Origin of the sequence: Streptomyces yerevanensis, from assembly GCF_000716805.1 — a bacterium.
GTDB lineage: Bacteria > Actinomycetota > Actinomycetes > Streptomycetales > Streptomycetaceae > Streptomyces > Streptomyces flaveus.
In genome coordinates this window covers 69,424-83,582 of sequence record NZ_JNWJ01000087.1, presented here as the reverse complement: position 1 = coordinate 83,582, position 14,159 = coordinate 69,424, and the positions used below count along the sequence as shown (strand labels likewise).

The 14,159-nt window shown below is 68.2% G+C and carries 18 protein-coding genes and 1 pseudogene; 7 read left to right on the top strand and 12 right to left on the bottom strand.

Features of this window, described 5'->3' with window-relative positions; translation table 11 throughout:
- Positions 1–94: 94 nt before the first annotated feature.
- Both OP79_RS44945 and OP79_RS44935 read right to left on the bottom strand, forming a co-directional pair.
- Positions 95–448: a hypothetical protein gene (locus OP79_RS44945; RefSeq protein ID WP_157857490.1), complete on the bottom strand. Its 354-nt coding sequence runs from the start codon at positions 446–448 to the stop codon at positions 95–97.
- A gap of 509 nt (positions 449–957) precedes the next feature.
- The gene (locus OP79_RS44935) at positions 958–1,389 is read right to left on the bottom strand and encodes a hypothetical protein (protein WP_033328937.1); all 432 of its coding nucleotides are present in this window, start codon (positions 1,387–1,389) and stop codon (positions 958–960) included.
- A gap of 240 nt (positions 1,390–1,629) precedes the next feature.
- Here OP79_RS44935 and OP79_RS55705 point away from each other — a divergent pair, with 240 nt between their 5' ends.
- On the top strand, positions 1,630–1,779 hold the full coding sequence (locus OP79_RS55705; protein WP_157857489.1) for a hypothetical protein: 150 nt from the start codon (positions 1,630–1,632) through the stop codon (positions 1,777–1,779).
- A gap of 154 nt (positions 1,780–1,933) precedes the next feature.
- Here OP79_RS55705 and OP79_RS44930 read toward each other — a convergent pair whose 3' ends face one another.
- Positions 1,934–2,260, bottom strand: a complete 327-nt coding sequence (locus tag OP79_RS44930) for a hypothetical protein (protein WP_033328936.1) — start codon at positions 2,258–2,260, stop codon at positions 1,934–1,936.
- Positions 2,257–2,601 (bottom strand): hypothetical protein, encoded by a 345-nt coding sequence (locus OP79_RS44925; RefSeq protein ID WP_033328935.1) that lies wholly within the window; start codon positions 2,599–2,601, stop codon positions 2,257–2,259. Before OP79_RS44925 ends, OP79_RS44930 begins: the two co-directional genes overlap by 4 nt.
- 41 nt (positions 2,602–2,642) lie before the next feature.
- Here OP79_RS44925 and OP79_RS57625 point away from each other — a divergent pair.
- From OP79_RS57625 to OP79_RS44915, 3 genes and pseudogenes are all read left to right on the top strand, one after another.
- Positions 2,643–2,756: pseudogene (locus OP79_RS57625) on the top strand (transcriptional regulator); the annotation flags it as partial.
- A 94-nt stretch (positions 2,757–2,850) separates the two neighbouring features.
- Positions 2,851–3,264: a hypothetical protein gene (locus tag OP79_RS44920; RefSeq protein WP_051745619.1), complete on the top strand. Its 414-nt coding sequence runs from the start codon at positions 2,851–2,853 to the stop codon at positions 3,262–3,264.
- 380 nt (positions 3,265–3,644) lie between these two features.
- Complete coding sequence (locus tag OP79_RS44915) at positions 3,645–5,024, top strand: erythromycin esterase family protein (protein WP_033328934.1); 1,380 nt, start codon at positions 3,645–3,647, stop codon at positions 5,022–5,024.
- A gap of 74 nt (positions 5,025–5,098) precedes the next feature.
- Here OP79_RS44915 and OP79_RS44910 read toward each other — a convergent pair whose 3' ends face one another.
- Positions 5,099–5,968 carry a helix-turn-helix domain-containing protein gene (locus OP79_RS44910; RefSeq protein WP_033328933.1) on the bottom strand — a complete coding sequence of 290 codons (870 nt, stop codon included), beginning with the start codon at positions 5,966–5,968 and terminating at the stop codon, positions 5,099–5,101.
- Positions 5,965–6,768 carry a peptidoglycan-binding protein gene (locus OP79_RS44905; RefSeq protein WP_033328932.1) on the bottom strand — a complete coding sequence of 268 codons (804 nt, stop codon included), beginning with the start codon at positions 6,766–6,768 and terminating at the stop codon, positions 5,965–5,967. Before OP79_RS44905 ends, OP79_RS44910 begins: the two co-directional genes overlap by 4 nt.
- A 306-nt stretch (positions 6,769–7,074) precedes the next feature.
- On the opposite strand from OP79_RS44905, the gene OP79_RS44900 reads away from it, so the two are divergent.
- Positions 7,075–7,536 carry a peptidoglycan-binding domain-containing protein gene (locus OP79_RS44900; RefSeq protein ID WP_033328931.1) on the top strand — a complete coding sequence of 154 codons (462 nt, stop codon included), beginning with the start codon at positions 7,075–7,077 and terminating at the stop codon, positions 7,534–7,536.
- A gap of 161 nt (positions 7,537–7,697) precedes the next feature.
- Here OP79_RS44900 and OP79_RS44895 read toward each other — a convergent pair whose 3' ends face one another.
- Positions 7,698–8,276 carry a snapalysin family zinc-dependent metalloprotease gene (locus tag OP79_RS44895; protein ID WP_425428685.1) on the bottom strand — a complete coding sequence of 193 codons (579 nt, stop codon included), beginning with the start codon at positions 8,274–8,276 and terminating at the stop codon, positions 7,698–7,700.
- Positions 8,277–8,913: 637 nt separating this feature from the next.
- On the opposite strand from OP79_RS44895, the gene OP79_RS44890 reads away from it, so the two are divergent.
- Together OP79_RS44890 and OP79_RS44885 are read left to right on the top strand one after the other, a co-directional pair.
- Positions 8,914–9,438, top strand: coding sequence for a dirigent protein (locus tag OP79_RS44890; protein ID WP_245685676.1), 525 nt, complete (start codon positions 8,914–8,916; stop codon positions 9,436–9,438).
- A gap of 137 nt (positions 9,439–9,575) precedes the next feature.
- The gene (locus OP79_RS44885) at positions 9,576–10,085 is read left to right on the top strand and encodes a hypothetical protein (RefSeq protein ID WP_033328929.1); all 510 of its coding nucleotides are present in this window, start codon (positions 9,576–9,578) and stop codon (positions 10,083–10,085) included.
- 133 nt (positions 10,086–10,218) lie between these two features.
- On the opposite strand, the gene OP79_RS44880 is transcribed toward OP79_RS44885, so the two are convergent.
- The 5 genes from OP79_RS44880 to OP79_RS44860 all read right to left on the bottom strand — a co-directional run bounded on the left by OP79_RS44880 (position 10,219) and on the right by OP79_RS44860 (position 14,156).
- Positions 10,219–11,088, bottom strand: a complete 870-nt coding sequence (locus OP79_RS44880; RefSeq protein WP_033328928.1) for an alpha/beta fold hydrolase — start codon at positions 11,086–11,088, stop codon at positions 10,219–10,221.
- Positions 11,089–11,222: 134 nt separating this feature from the next.
- Positions 11,223–12,431 carry an acyltransferase family protein gene (locus OP79_RS44875; RefSeq protein WP_051745616.1) on the bottom strand — a complete coding sequence of 403 codons (1,209 nt, stop codon included), beginning with the start codon at positions 12,429–12,431 and terminating at the stop codon, positions 11,223–11,225.
- A 140-nt stretch (positions 12,432–12,571) separates the two neighbouring features.
- The gene (locus OP79_RS44870) at positions 12,572–13,042 is read right to left on the bottom strand and encodes a GNAT family N-acetyltransferase (protein ID WP_033328927.1); all 471 of its coding nucleotides are present in this window, start codon (positions 13,040–13,042) and stop codon (positions 12,572–12,574) included.
- Positions 13,039–13,563, bottom strand: a complete 525-nt coding sequence (locus tag OP79_RS44865) for a hypothetical protein (RefSeq protein ID WP_033328926.1) — start codon at positions 13,561–13,563, stop codon at positions 13,039–13,041. Before OP79_RS44865 ends, OP79_RS44870 begins: the two co-directional genes overlap by 4 nt.
- Positions 13,564–13,658: 95 nt before the next feature.
- Complete coding sequence (locus tag OP79_RS44860) at positions 13,659–14,156, bottom strand: SRPBCC domain-containing protein (protein WP_211270994.1); 498 nt, start codon at positions 14,154–14,156, stop codon at positions 13,659–13,661.
- Positions 14,157–14,159 lie beyond the last annotated feature (3 nt).

Here is a 14,159-nt window from a genome sequence, read left to right as displayed (position 1 = left end):
AGTCGTTCCCACTCGGCATCCGTCAGATCACCCCGTCCCATGTCCATATCAACGACTTGGGAACGGAGTCGTCACATGATCGACCGGACAAGTCCTAGGCGAAGTCGATGGCGGCCAGCGCCGGGCCGGTGAACGCCAGCGCGTACTGCAACCAGACGGCTCCGCGTCGCGCTGTGTGGCTCACCGCGGCGCTGGGCAGGCAAAGCGCCAAAAGGCCTGCGGCTGCGGACAGACCCATCGACCACAGGGCGGCGCCCACCAACGGCCCGCTTGCCCCGTCTCCGCTGTATGCCTGATTGAGAACGATGATGAGAAACGCCCCGAAGGCAAAAACGAGCAGCAGGAGGCCGATACAGGCGAACATGCGCACTGCCGGTGTGGACGGCGCGAACGGGTCGGTCACCGCCGCTGCGGGGGCGTCGGTGGAATCCGGGGTGAGTGTGGTCATGACCGCCATGCTGGCCCACGCGCGCTGCCCGAGCATCGTGGCGAATACTCATGTGCAGAGAGAGCATGTACTCAAGTGGCTTGAGACATGGGCCGGTTCGGCTGAGACGGGACAGCACCTGCCCCGCACAGTTTGCCTGGTCAGATGTCTCGTCTCCAGGGAACTGGTACGCATCTCAGATGATCTGGTCCGATTCGCTTGTGGTCTCAGACCCACTCCACCTCAGAGTGGACCCCCGAAGCGCCTCCAGGCGACGGCAGCGGCGTCCTGGCCGTAGCCCCCGCGACCGGCCGACGGCCCTGAGCGCCAAGCGCGCCCAGGACCACAGTCACCTCGTCCTCACCGGCCTCCCCCAAAGCTTCAGCGATGCGCCGCAACGGCTCGCTCACGTCAACCGACATTTCAGCTGGTCGGAGAAGGCTTCTTGACCGTCAGCGGCAGCAACTTCTTCCCCGTAGGCCGATTTGAATGGACGTGTCCATCTGCGGCCAGAGCGGGTCTTGCAGCAGTCAACTGGCCAGGGACAGGGCGGCCGCTATCGCGTTCCGGTCCTTGCGGCCGACCAAGGGAAAGGTGATCTTCAAGCCTTGCTCGCTGTCCGGTGAGGAGACGACGAAGGACGAGTTGAGCACGCGCTCCTTGATCTCCGAGCGGACGAGACCGGCGCGCGGAATCGTCATCAGGTGCTCCTCAGGCTGAGCAAACGTCGGGTGCGCCCGGAAGATGAAGATGCGACGGTCCGTCATTGCCAGGTACATGGGGGCCGGCACCGGGATCACTGCCATTCCACCGCTCATAATCGCCGAGGCTGCCGCGAACGCTGCCGTCCGGCGCACGGAGACGGAACTCAGGTTCACGATGGTCGCTACCTCAACCTGCTCCTCGGGCTCGAGCATGGGGTCGATGGCGGCCAACAGCAATCGACGGCGTCTTCCGTTCACGGGTGGCACTCCTGAAGGTTGGGCGTGGACCGGACGGAACGCTCCCGTCCAGCTCGCCGGGCGTCGCCGCAGGACCCCGTGCTCGCAAAGCGGCCGTGGGCCGGACTCCTTCGCGAGGCCCGGTCGACGTGAGTCGTCGGCATACCTTGCCATACGCCATCACGGCTCCCGCCCTGGGCACCCGGACATGAGGAGAAGAGCTCAGGGGGCGTCGTGCGGAAGGAGGCCGACGCCGCAGCCGTGACCGCGCTCCAGCGGCTCCTCGGCGAGTTCTTCAACGTGCGAGAACCGCCCGACGGCCTCGGGCGAAGCTTCAGGGACCACCAATCCTGGCTGACGACACAGGCGTGGTATCAGTTCGAAACAGCGAAGCCGGACCAGTTCGGCTGAGACAGCGTTCGGCATTCACCCGCCCGGGACCACATCACCTGAGATTCCCAGTGCCTCCACGTCTCAGATGAACTGGTCGCCGCAGCTCAGGAGCTCGACTCGGAGCCAGATCATTTAAGACGGAACATCAGAGGCTGTAACGGTGGACGCGCGCTCAAGTAGGACGTAGCCGCTGACGATCCTGAAGCTGCCGACGGGCGGTCGACCAGACAATCTCGAACTCATGGGCCGACAACCACTGCGGGTCGTGCCCCTCCCACTCGGAGACAGGTGGCTCCGCGGTCCAACCGTAAACGCTCTCGTATTCAGCCAACCGACCGGCACTTCGGGCTTCTTGCCACTCGGCCAGCGAGGCAGCGGCCACAGCCTTGCTTCCGGGCTCCCGCAACTCGACTTGCCGGATCACATACCCCTCGTTGTCCAGCTCGAAGTAGAACCAGACGGCTTCCTCGTCCCAGAAGCAGCGAACCCAGCGCGTCACTGGTCCACCACGTCGAAGGGCTCATCGTGCCAGCGCCAGCCGGCGGTGCCGTCGTCATGGATGTGCAGCATGAACTCAGCGACCGGGCCGCCGCCGGGGAACATCATGGTCAGCGCACTGCGAATCCGGGTGTAACAGGCGTCGGCCCGCCCCCAGTCCTCCTCATGGACAGCCCGCTCTTGCTCACGGAAGAGGGGGCGGAATTCTTCAAAGCCAGGCAGTGTCTCGACTTCGGCGTAAGTCCAGGGCATATCGGCGCCGGTCACGGTCAGCCGGGCAATCTCCTGGTCGTTGTGGTGGAGCCGCCAGATACTGCCGATGGGCAGGTTCGGGTTGGCCATATCCCCATGATGGCGATCACCACCGACAGGTGGGGAGTGAGATCACCGCACCTCCCGAGATCGCGCTGTACCTGAAGGCGTTCGAACAGCTGAGGAGCATGGCGGTTTACGGGGCGGATGCGCGGGGCTTGATCCTCAAGGCGACCGAAGCGCTGAGCCGACCAGCCGTGGAGCGGATCCGGTGTTTGTGCCCAACTTCCGTGATACACCGGGAAGATCACCGTGACGCAAGCAGAGAGGGAACCGCCCATGGGCCGACCGACGACCTCGACTCCGCTGCCGGGCGACACGAAGGTCCTGTCCATCGGGCTGCATCCGAGGGCGCTCGACTACAGCCGGATGCCCGACGGTGTCGACGAGGCGACGCTCACTGCCCGGGTCGAGGCGGCGAACGCGGCGCTGCGCGAAGCGGGGTTCGATGCTGTTGTGTGCCTGATCGACCTCTCTCCGGACCGCGCCGAGGCGACCGTGCGGGAGCATCTCCAGGAGCACGCGTTCGGCGTGGCGATGATCGGCGGTGGCGTACGGATGCTGCCGGAGAACACCCTGCTGTTCGAGCGGCTGGTCAACGTCCTCACCGAGGCGGCGCCCGGGATCCGGCTGTGCTTCAACACGTCGCCGGAGGATACGGTCGAGGCGCTGAGGCGGTGGATCCAGACGTAGGCACGTAGGCCGAGGCGTGTCCAACTGCCCGCCCGCCGTTGCGACATCGACCACATCCAGCCGTTCGATCCACCCGTCCTGAGCGCGGCGGCCAGACGGTGCCGGACAACCTCCAGCCGCTGTGCAGCCGCCACCGCAGCCTCAAGACCCACCACCCGGGCCGGCGGGTGACCCGCGATCCCCACACAGGCTCACGACGTGGACGGGTTCGGGTCCACCCGGTTCCGGCAGGTGTGGGCTGCGGGTGCCAGGGGGCGCCGCAGGTAAGCGGCAGGCCCCGGAGTGGCATCTGCACTACAGCGGACCTGTGGTTGTCCCCAGGAAGAAAACTGAAGGTGGCAGGCTGTCCGGGACCTGTCGCCCATCGGCAGCCTTGATCCATGCCTGTATTGCACAGATCACATCGACCATATCGATCACGTCGGTTGCTGCTGCTCCTGCTGGCGCTGACGCTCGCGGTCGGCACTCTGACGGCTGCCTCCCGGTCGGCGCACGCGAACGCGATGACCACCACCTATCCGGTGCGCGAACTGGCGCGCGTCGCGGAGCCGCTGCGCTCCACGGAGCCCGGCGCCCCCGGCGGCGATCTGCGCCCGCTCGGCCGCATGATCGGCTCGGCGAAGATCGTCGGGCTGGGTGAGGCCACGCACAGCTCCCGGGAGTTCTTCACGATGAAGCACCGCGTCTTCCGGTACCTCGTCGAGGAAAAGGGCTTCACCACCTTCGCGCTGGAGGCGCCCTGGTCCACCGGCCTGGTCCTCAACGAGTACGTGTTGTACGGGAAGGGCGCCCCGGAGAAGATCATGCGGAAGGAGTTCCAGAGCTCGTACCGGCTGTGGAACACCCGCGAGTATCTCGATCTGCTGAGGTGGATGCGCGCCCACAACGTCCGTCACCCCGGCCACCCCGTGCAGTTCATGGGTGAGGACAACGGCTACGCGGGACCTGAGCTCTTCGACGAGGTCACGGACTATGTGTCCGCGCACCACCCGGAGCTGCTGCCGGAGTTCCGCCGCTTGTACCGCGAGCTCCGGCCGACGGGGAGCGTGGAGGAGACCGTCAACGAGAACATGGCCAAGCCCATCGCCGAGCGTAAGCGGACGGCCGCGGCTGTTCGGCGCGCCTACGAGCTGCTTCGGGCGCAGGGGCCGGACGGGGACCGGCAGGCGTACGAGTGGGTCCTCCAGCACGCCAGGGCCATCTCCCAGACCGGCACCTTCTACTCGTACTACGACTTCTCCGACCCGGAGAAGATCGCTCGGGCCATGCTCTACCGCGACCGGATCATGGCGGAGAACACCGTGTGGTGGCAGCGGCACACCGGCCACCGGATGCTGCTGTCGGCCCACAACGGCCATGTCTCCTACGAGTCCGACAACCCTGAGCAGTATCCGAAGACCCAGGGGGAGTTCCTGCGCCAGATGGTCGGGGGCGAGTACATGAACATCGGCTACACCTTCGGGCAGGGCTCGTTCAACGCGATGGATCTGACGGATCCGGAGGAGCCCTACCGCCGCTTCTCCGTGGAGCCGCTGGGCGCGGGCAGCAATGAGGAGGTGCTGGAGCGAGTCTCGCGCCGGGACTACTACGTCGATCTGCGGGCCGTGCCCGAGCCGACGCGAGACTGGCTGATGGCAAAGCGGCTGACCCGCTCCATCGGGAACGCCTGGCCGGAGGACCCCTACCGAACCTCGCTCGGGCGCCAGTTCGACGTGCTGATACACCTCCATCGCGTCACGGCCGCGGATCTCCAGCGGTAGCGACCTCAACCGGTTCCTGGACGCGCTCCGTGCCGGCGGAGGACTTAGGCATCGACGCGTCCGAGGACCTGACGTTACTGAGGTGAGGGCGGCCGAGTCGTGGTGGCGGCCCCGCCCACGCGGGCCTCGAAGCACTCCCGTTCGCCGTCGGCCGACGCGGGCCGGAAGCAGGCCCGGACGGTGCTGCCGGGCCGGACTTCGGTCATCTCGGTATAGGTGAAGGTTGCCGCGTCGTCCTTGTTCCTGATGCGCACGTCGTGGGTCGGGCCGCCTGCCGTGACGTCCACCCGGTCGCCGATCTCGGTCCCCCAGCTCCGGGCCCAGCTCGCGCCGCACTTCTTGCTGTGGCGCAGCTCGACGTGGGCGCCGGTGGCCGTGCGGTACGAGGCGAGGGTTTCGGGGCCGATGCCGCAGATCAGGCGCATCGGGTCCCGGCCCTCGCAGGCGGCTCCGTGGCATTCGGGAGCGAGGGAGAACGGGACGGAGGCCGGCAGCGGTCCGTCCTCCTGAGCCTCCGAGTCCGGCAGCAGGAGGAACAGCAGGGCCGCAGCACCACCGACGATCACGGTGTACGCCGACGCCAGCACCACCAGGAGCCTGCCCCTCAGGAGCCGCCGCCCGGTCCCGGCGGACGGCGGCTCCTGAGGTTGTGGCCGCGGTGACTCGTCCCCGGGAGGGGTGGGGGCCGGTGCGGGGGCCTCCGCGCGTCCGCTCCAGTGCGACTCGGCGATCTCCCACAGGGCCAGCAGCCGCCCGTCCGGTTCGTTCGCGAGCCGGCACAGGTCCCGTACGGCCTGGCGAGGAGGCAGGCTCTTGCCGTTGAGGTAACGCTCCCACGAGGACTTGCTGTACGCCGTCCGCTCCGCCAGCGCCGCCAGGCTCAGCCCCGCACCGGCCCGCAGCTCCCGCAGCGCCGCGACCAGCCGGGTGTGTTCCGTGGTCACTTCGGCGACGCCTTCCGTAGGGCCTGCCAGGTGGGCGGGTCGATGACTCCGTTCACGATCAGCCCGTTCTGCTTCTGCATGCGCTCGACCGCTCGCCGCGTCTTGGGGCCGAAGATGCCGTCGATCTCCCCTGGCGCAGTGCCCGCCCGGTGCAGCAGGCACTGCGCCTCGGCCACTTCGAGTCCCACTTGGGTGTTGGACAGGAGGATGTCCGTGGTCCGGCTCAGGCCCGCGTACCAGCGGCCGTCACGCTGCTCCAGCCGGCAGGTGTAGATGACCGGCACCAGGGACTCCGACACGGTGGCCGGGGCCGCCGCGACCGTAGCGGCGCGGTCGTCCGCGAGCTGGGCACGGGCCTCGGTGAGCCGCACGGCCAGCAGGAGCGCGGCGGAGACGGACAGTGCCGTGACCAAGGCTCCCGCCGTGACCGCGACGCGCAGGTGACGCCCGTACGGCTGCTGGTCCGTGGGCGTGGGTGTGTGTGCCGACGTCGCCGGGGCGCTCTCTGGGGCACCGGTGGTGACCACGCGTCCCTCCGCCCAGCGTTCGGCGGCGATCTCGTGCAGCACCAGCAGCCGGGTCGGATCGTCACCGCCGATGCGGGCCATCGCCTCGACGGCCTCCGGGGGCGGCAGTGACCTGCCGTTCAGATACCGCTGCCACGACCTCGCGCTGTACCCGGTCTTCGCAGCCAGTTGACGCGTACTCAGTTCGCCGCGGTCCTTCAGTTTGCGCAATCGCACGATCAACTGGCGGACCTGTGGATGCAGTTCAGCAGGCAGCTCTTTCCAACGCGACATGTTTCCCCCGCTCGCGTCAGGGACCGTTGGTCCGGCCCTCCGTGTCCCGGCCTCATTCTGCCTCAGCCGTCACGGCGCTCACGGAGCGGCCACCACACCCCGTGCGGAACTGGCCATCCCCGCTCGCGGCCGTCCCGCCGCAGTGACTCGGCGGGCGACGTCCCCGCAGGTCAGCGAGTGGGACGGCCCGGGATGGCGCCACTTCTGTACCAACTGTGGCCGGACATCGCGCCGAACCCGCAGTCTCATTCCGGAGCCGGCCGGTGCGGTCGACTCCGACCAACACACGTCAACGAGGGGAACAGCATGCGAGCTCTCACCAAGGCACTCGTCAGTGTCACCACCGCGGTCGGCATCGCCGCCGGCGGCCTGGCGACCGCGGGAACGGCCATGGCGGCTCCCGCGTCATCGGCCCAGCAGCAGGCGGTGAGCGCCGAGGTCGGCACGCTCGCGGTGGTCAACCTGGGGCTGAGCACCGCCCAGGCGAAGGACTGGCAGTGCTGGCTGCGCGCATTGGGTTACAACCCCGGCACGATCGACGGGCAGCTGGGTACCAACAGCTGGAAGGCGGCACAGAGGTTCTTCACTCCCCAGGGCTTCTACAACGATTCCATCGACGGAATCGTCGGACCCAACACGATCCAGGCGCTGCAGCGCTACCTGAACTCCCGCAACCTCGGCTACGACCTCGACGTCGACGGGATCGCCGGAACACGCACCAAGGCCGCGTTCGCGCATTACGCCGACAGGTTCTCGCACCTCTGCTGAGCCGACCCGACGCCCGCACACACGCCGCGGCCCGTCCTCCCCTCAGGGAGAGGACGGGCCGCGTGCCGTGCTCGACGCGACTCAGAGCCGCTCGGGCGTCCGGATGCCCAGCAGGGCCATGTCCCGGTGCAGCGTGCGGGCCGTGACGTCGCAAAGGCCGGTCAGTCCCGGTACATCCGCGGCTCGTAGGCGTACGCCGGGCTGTTGTAGGCGTACGCCGGGCTGTTGCCGGCGGCGGTGAAGTTGTCCTCGACGGCGGCTCGTTCGGCGGCGTCCGGAGTGGGGTTGGTGCAGTCGACCCCGGCCGAGGAGCCGGACATGAGGCTGCTGCACGGGCCCGGTTTCACGTCGGGCAGTCCGAGGATGTGACCGAGTTCGTGCGCGGCGATGCGGATGGTGTCGTAGCCCTCGTTCACCGCCTGACGTCCCATCCAGACGGTGCCGTTGCCCAGGCTGGTGGTTTGGGCGCGCGGCCAGCCGTCGTCCGCGAGGATCTCGATGTCGGCCTCGTCGCCCGCGGCCGCCGGCTCCAGTTGAACGTTGGCCACGCTGTCGTTCCAGACCTTTGCACCGCTGTGGACCGCGTCGACGAACTCCGCAGCCCCCTCCGTGTCGTACGTCAAGACGACCGCGGCGGTGGCCGCCGGAGACGCGGCCGAGGCCGTGGCCTGACCGATGGTCCACGACAGCGTCACCACGAGCATGGTGATCAGCGCCCGCGCGGCGTTTCTGAGTGTCACGATGATCCTCCTGTGGGGGGAGAGGGATGTCGAGTCTCATCATGTTCATGACATGCTGCTCGTCATCTGCCCCTCCCTCGCCCCTTCCAACCCGTCCGCCGTTGGGTCTGCCCAGTGAACGGTGGTTCTGGAGCTGTCAGGGATTCAGCGGCGGGCGGCGGAGAGCCGTCCGCCGAAGGTGATCTCGAAGGCGTTCAGGGACTCGCTCCTTGCCCCGGGAACTCGCCCCAATGGCCCCATTGCTGGCCCTATGTTGAGCGCGTCGCCATCACCGCCATTAGCGTTGCCGCTAGACGGAGGGACCGCCATGAACGAATTCACGAATTCACGAATTCGGAGGAAAATCGTCCGACCAGAATGAACATGGCGAACTCTCCCGGTAATGCCGCAGGCCTTCTCGTACGTTCTCGCCTGCGGTCCCCAGGTCCGCTCGGGGCGGCTTGCCTTCTGCGAACCGGCCCAACGCTTCGCCGTCCGGCGACATCGGCGTCGGACAAAGCTGGGCAGCCCTGAATCTGTTCATTCCCACCACACGGAGGCGACCATGGGCTTCGCTCGTCGGCCCTTCATATTCCTCGCCGTTGCAGGTCTCAGCGGCTCTGCAGGGCTCGCTCTCATCGGATCTGCGTCGGCTGGAGTGGCCCCGCAGAAGACGGCTGCGACTGCGGCAACCCACCCTGCCGACAACTCCTCGGCGAAAAGCCGCACCATCCGCGTGGAGGCCCGGCTACAAGTCGGTGAAGAGCTGGATCTGGGTGCAACGGGCCGCAGCGTCGGCGACCAGTTCATCTTCAGCGGGAATCTGGTTTCGACCGAGGGACCGGAAGAACGCTCCGTCGGACGCTTCGGCGGGTTCTGCGTCATCACCGACCTCGAACGCAACGCGGGACAATGCTCGTCGACCGCGGTGCTGCCGGAAGGACAGATCACCGTCCAGGGCGAGCAAGCCGGAATTCCGGTACCGAGCCCGGTCGTCAACGCGATCACCGGAGGCACCGGGGAGTTCCGTAAGGCGCGTGGCCAGGTGACACAGCGGGTGTTGACGTCGGCGACCTGGCAACTCACATTCGAAGTACTCGACGTGCAGCCTCGCCGGACCGGGGACGGTCACAGTCCGTCCGAGGCGCCGATGCCCATGCCTCCGTCCTTCCCCGGCAAGTAGCGCGTGAGGCGGTATCGACGCCGCCCCGGATGCAGTGGCGAGAGCAGCGGTTCCGCCCGCCCCCGGTCATCGGCTCGCCCCGTCCATCGGCCCGTCCCGGTCATCGACCACACGCAATGACCACCCATGGAGACGTCGTGATCAAGAACTCCCGCACGTTCACAGGCTGGGGCGTCGCCCTGGCCACCGCCACGGCCGCCACCGTCACGATCGGCGCAACCACCGGTGGCCCGCCGAACCCGCTGCCAACCGACTCGCAGGGCCGCCCGACGGCCAGTCAGGGGAAGGAACCGCCGACTGAGCCTCAAGTGACAGAGCGCCGACGGATCGCCACATCGGTCCTGGACCGGGACTTCAAGTTCACACTCACCGCTCTGAGGTCGCAGGCCGATCCGCTCGCGGCATCCGTGCGCCTCCAAGTCTTCGTCTTCAAGGACGGCGCGTGGAGAGAATCGGACCGTGCTCTGGTCGGCGACGTGGACGGCTGGTTCTGGTTCCCGCTGACCGGCCGCCACGCGGTGTGCGAGTTCTCGACCGCCGGCACCGAGCCCGCACCGGTTGCCGTCAGTCTGCTGATCACGCCATCGATCGGCTGCTCACCGACCGAGAACTTCCAGATCAAAGACGGGCAGATCATCCCCGCCTGACAGCGGCCGGCGGCATCCACTCTCTCGAGGCGAAGCAAGGGGTTGGCGCCGGCCGGCTCGCCATGTGTCCGGGCGTCGGGGAGGCAGACGAACACCGCGTGCGGACACCGCGTGACGGTGAGGAGGACGATCGTCAGACGGCGTCGACGAGGACCTCGCGCAGTTTGCGCGCGAAGGCCTCGGGCTGCCCGGGGTAGCCGAACTCGCCGTCGAGGAAGCCGCCGTGGTGGCTCGGGAACACCGTCGCCTGCTGACCGAGCAGCTCGGCCGTCGCCACCGAGGTGCGTCCGGTGAAGGTGTCCTCGGACTCCTCGCCCACGGCGATCACGACCCGCGTCGGCGCCGCGGTCAGCGCGTCGACGTCGGGCCGGTAGCTGCTGACCGCCCACGACCGGTCGGACAGCAGCGGATCGTCACGGGAGCCGTCGTCCTCGGCCGGCATCCCGAAGGCGGCGGGATCCGGTGCGGGCTGGGCGAAGTAGTCGTCGGTGAACTCGCCCTGCCACGACGTCATCGCGATGAAGGCCGCCATGCCGGCACCCCAGCCCTTCTTCTCGTACACGTCCCGGACGCCGGCCCGGGCGCGCTCGGCGGCCTGGGCGTCGGGGAGCACCGCAATGAGCGGCGGCTCGTGGGCCACCAGGGTGGTCACGTCCTCGGGGTAGGCCGCCACGAGGGCGAGCGCGGTCACCGCACCGCCGCTGCTCGCGAACATCTCGACCGGGCCCGCGCCGAGCGCCTCGATGACGGCGTGCACGTCGGCAGCCTGGATCTGGGGTGCGTGGTCGACGCGGCCGTCCTTGCGGGTGCTGCGGCCGAGGCCGCGCGGGTCGTAGGTGATCACGGTGCGCTCGGGGAAGTGCGACGCCAGCGCGCGGAAGCCGCCGGCGTCCATGGGCTGGCCGATCATGACCAGCGGTGGGCGTCCGTCGGCGGTCGGCAGCGGGCCGTGGACGTCGTAGACGAGGTCGACCTCGGGGGTCTCGAGCGTGTGTGTAGTCATAACCGTGTAGACCCGCTCCGCGCCGAGAACTCATCGGCCCCTACGCTCGGCAGCGCCCCGGCATCTGACGGTCGAGGCTCGTTCGGAGTGGCGTCTGTCAACGAGTGGCTGTGACCAGCACATTCGAGACGCCCCTAGGATCGCATCCCGAACAGGAAGCGGGTCGCCCGCGTGCGGCGGACCAGCAGCTCGTACGCGGTCAGGGTGAGGACGAGGGCGATCGCCACGAGCACGGCGTACTCAACCAGGATCGGCGCCGACCAGCCGGTCACGAAGTATGCGACGGCGACCACGATCGGCTGGTGCAGGACGTACAGCGGCAGCACGGCTGCGGCGAGATAGCCATAGAGGCGCCGACGCGTCGTCGCGGCCGGGTTCGCCGCCGCACGCGATTGCTCTGGCCGCCGACGGTCGAGGAGGCCTGGGATGGCGACCACCAGGCACCATCCGGCCGCACCGAACAGCGCCCGTGAGACGGTGGCCAGGGCGGTCATCTCCGTGAAGGGCTCGTCGGCCAGGGCAAAGCCGGGGCCGGCTGCCGCGAACAGCAGGACGCCGAGCCAGGCCGCGGTCCCGGCGTCACGCCGCATCACGGTGCGGAAGCGGTCGTCGCCGGCGAGCGCGAAGCCGGCAACGAAGAACAGCAGGTACGACCAGCGGTGCCAGCCCGCGTAGTCCTCCTCCAGCCCTGCGAAGGCACAGATCGCCGCGAAGGCGAGGGCCGGCAGGAACACCACGCCCTGCCGGTGCAGGGTCGCCTCCGCCACCCGGTCGCCGATGCGGCGGACGCGCTCGCGCGGCAACCACCGGTGGAACGGCACCAGCATGAGGGAGAACGCCAGGAGGAGCACGACGAACCAAAGATGGCCGGTCTCGAAGTGCTCGCCCTGGACGAGGAACGGGAACTCTTCGGGCTCCAGGTGTACGTCGTAGAAGCGGGGCAGGAAGCCGAGGTACGACTCGTGGTAGTCGGCGTCGGCCGAGCGCAGCCGCAGCCACTGCGGCAGCGGGTTCAGCGCCAGGGTCGCGAAGACCAGCGGAACGCCGAGCCGCAGCAGCCGCTCGCCGGCGAAGCCGCCCGCGCCGCGGCGCTGAAGCGAGTGCCAGGCGCCGAGGCCGGAGATGAGGAACAGCAGCGGCATGGCCCAGACGACCCCGAACCCGGCGATGATCATGATGGCTTCGGTGGTCTCGGCGTTCTTGACGTAGAAGTCGTCGTCGGCAGCGAATACGAGCGCCGAGTGGAAGAAGACCAGCCCGATCACGACCAGCATCCGGATCGCGTCCAGCTCCGGCCGCCGCTCCGGTAGCGGCGCCTGCTCCGGTTCTGTGCGCGTCGCCATGTCTGCGCCCCCCGTCGCGTCACCTGTACGCCACCAGTGTCGGGAAGGCGGCCGCCGGGGCGCTACCCCCGCAACGGACTCCGGTCTCGGTTCTCATAGTGGTCCGCAGGCGCGGGGATCCCGCAATGAAGTACCGAACCTCAGTCGACGGAAAGGAAGTAGCGCCGTTTCTCCTTCGCCTGGGCACCCAGCCGGTCGTAGAACCTGATCGCGTCCTCGTTCCATGGTGGAGTCTGCCACTGGACCTGGCCGAGTCCCCGTGCACGTGCTTCGGCCAGCACGGCATCCACCAGCATCGGGCCGACGCCCAGGCCGCGGTGGCCGTCTCGTAGGAACAGGCAGTCCATGTGGAGGTACTCCGCACCGTCCCATGTGGACAACTCGGGCGCGCACGAGGCGTATCCGATGATCTCGCCGTCCTCCAGCTCCGCGATGAAGCAGCACAGACGCGGAGCCGCCAGACCGAAGAGCAGCTTCTCCAGCCGCTGGGGCAGGTCGGCAGGCGGCGGCACCGCCTTCTCGTACGCGGCGTGTTCGGCCGCCAGCAGGGCGATGTGCGGCAGATCGGCGGGGCGCGCGTGCCGCACCCGCGGCACACCGGCGCCCGTCAACGAACCTTGCCTTCCAGCATGTCGCCGCGCCATGCGGACAACCGTGCTTCCAAAGCGCCGTCTCCGTCCAGCACATGCCGGCTGAACGCGTCCCGTTCGTAGGCCAGTACCGCCGCTTCCCAGACGCAAGGAGCAAGGCCCGACCGGCCGGTCCGCAGTTGGCTGATGTCCCCGGCCGGCCCGGTGAAGACAGCGAGGTCGGACATGTACCCCTCGATCCACGTGTGCACCAGCACGTAGTCACCGTCGCCACCGGCATGCAGCAGCACCACGGAAAGCCCAAGGGAGCCCCGCAGATAAGCCGACGACAGGTGATCGGCCGCGACCCGCAGCGCGGCCTGTGAGTCCTGGTCCGTCACGGACCGCTCGGGCGCCTCGATCGCATAGGACTTCACCACGTGCCCGGCGATCTCATGGCTGCCCAGCGGGCGCACGGTGCGGGCATGGTGGCCGTCAGCCAGCGCAAATAACGCGCCCGCATCAGCAGGTGACAGAGACTGGGCTTCATCAAATGTGGTCACACGCTCATGATGCATGCTCCCCTGTGGCGCCCGACAAGGACCTGTGATCCGCCGGTACATGAGCGCGTCCCATCGAGCGGGTGCTCCGCGGTGGGTCATGAGGCCCGGAGTGCGGCGATCCGGTCGGCGAGCGCCTGGTTCATCGCGCTGAACTGCGGCAGGGTGTTGGCGTTCAGCGTGCCGCGGTAGAACGGGACCACCACGCCGCTGAAGTTCTCGCTCTGGGTCAGCTTGACCCGGCGCTTCCCCAACGGCTCGATCAGGAAACGGTGTTCACCGTCGAAGATCCAGCCGGGGCCGATCCGGCCGATCCAGCGCAGTTCCTTGCCGGCCTCGGCGACCAGCACGGTGGGAGTGAAGGTGGTGTCTCCGGTCTCATCGCGCATCACCAGGTGCAAGGTGGCGTCCCTCTCGACCGTGCCGTCGGCGGAGACGATGAACGGGTTCCACTCGTCATAGGCAGGCAGGTCGGTGAGGACTCGCCAGACCTCATCAGGGGTGGCGTCGAGCTCGATCGAGGAGCTCAGGGTGTAGGGGCGGGCGTTCGTCCAGATGGTGAAGACCGTCAGCAGGGCGAGGAGGGATGCGAGCACGGC

Bases quoted from the DNA above. Each gene is read 5' to 3' on its own strand.
- OP79_RS44925 (WP_033328935.1), bottom strand. From the start codon at position 2,601: ATGGCCAACCCGAACCTGCCCATCGGCAGTATCTGGCGGCTCCACCAC.
- OP79_RS44900 (WP_033328931.1), top strand. From the start codon at position 7,075: ATGCGAGCTCTCACCAAGGCACTCGTCAGTGTCACCACCGCGGTCGGC.
- OP79_RS44915 (WP_033328934.1), top strand. From the start codon at position 3,645: ATGCCTGTATTGCACAGATCACATCGACCATATCGATCACGTCGGTTG.
- OP79_RS44945 (WP_157857490.1), bottom strand. From the start codon at position 448: ATGACCACACTCACCCCGGATTCCACCGACGCCCCCGCAGCGGCGGTG.
- OP79_RS44880 (WP_033328928.1), bottom strand. From the start codon at position 11,088: ATGACTACACACACGCTCGAGACCCCCGAGGTCGACCTCGTCTACGAC.
- OP79_RS44875 (WP_051745616.1), bottom strand. From the start codon at position 12,431: ATGGCGACGCGCACAGAACCGGAGCAGGCGCCGCTACCGGAGCGGCGG.
- OP79_RS44920 (WP_051745619.1), top strand. From the start codon at position 2,851: ATGGGCCGACCGACGACCTCGACTCCGCTGCCGGGCGACACGAAGGTC.
- OP79_RS44905 (WP_033328932.1), bottom strand. From the start codon at position 6,768: ATGTCGCGTTGGAAAGAGCTGCCTGCTGAACTGCATCCACAGGTCCGC.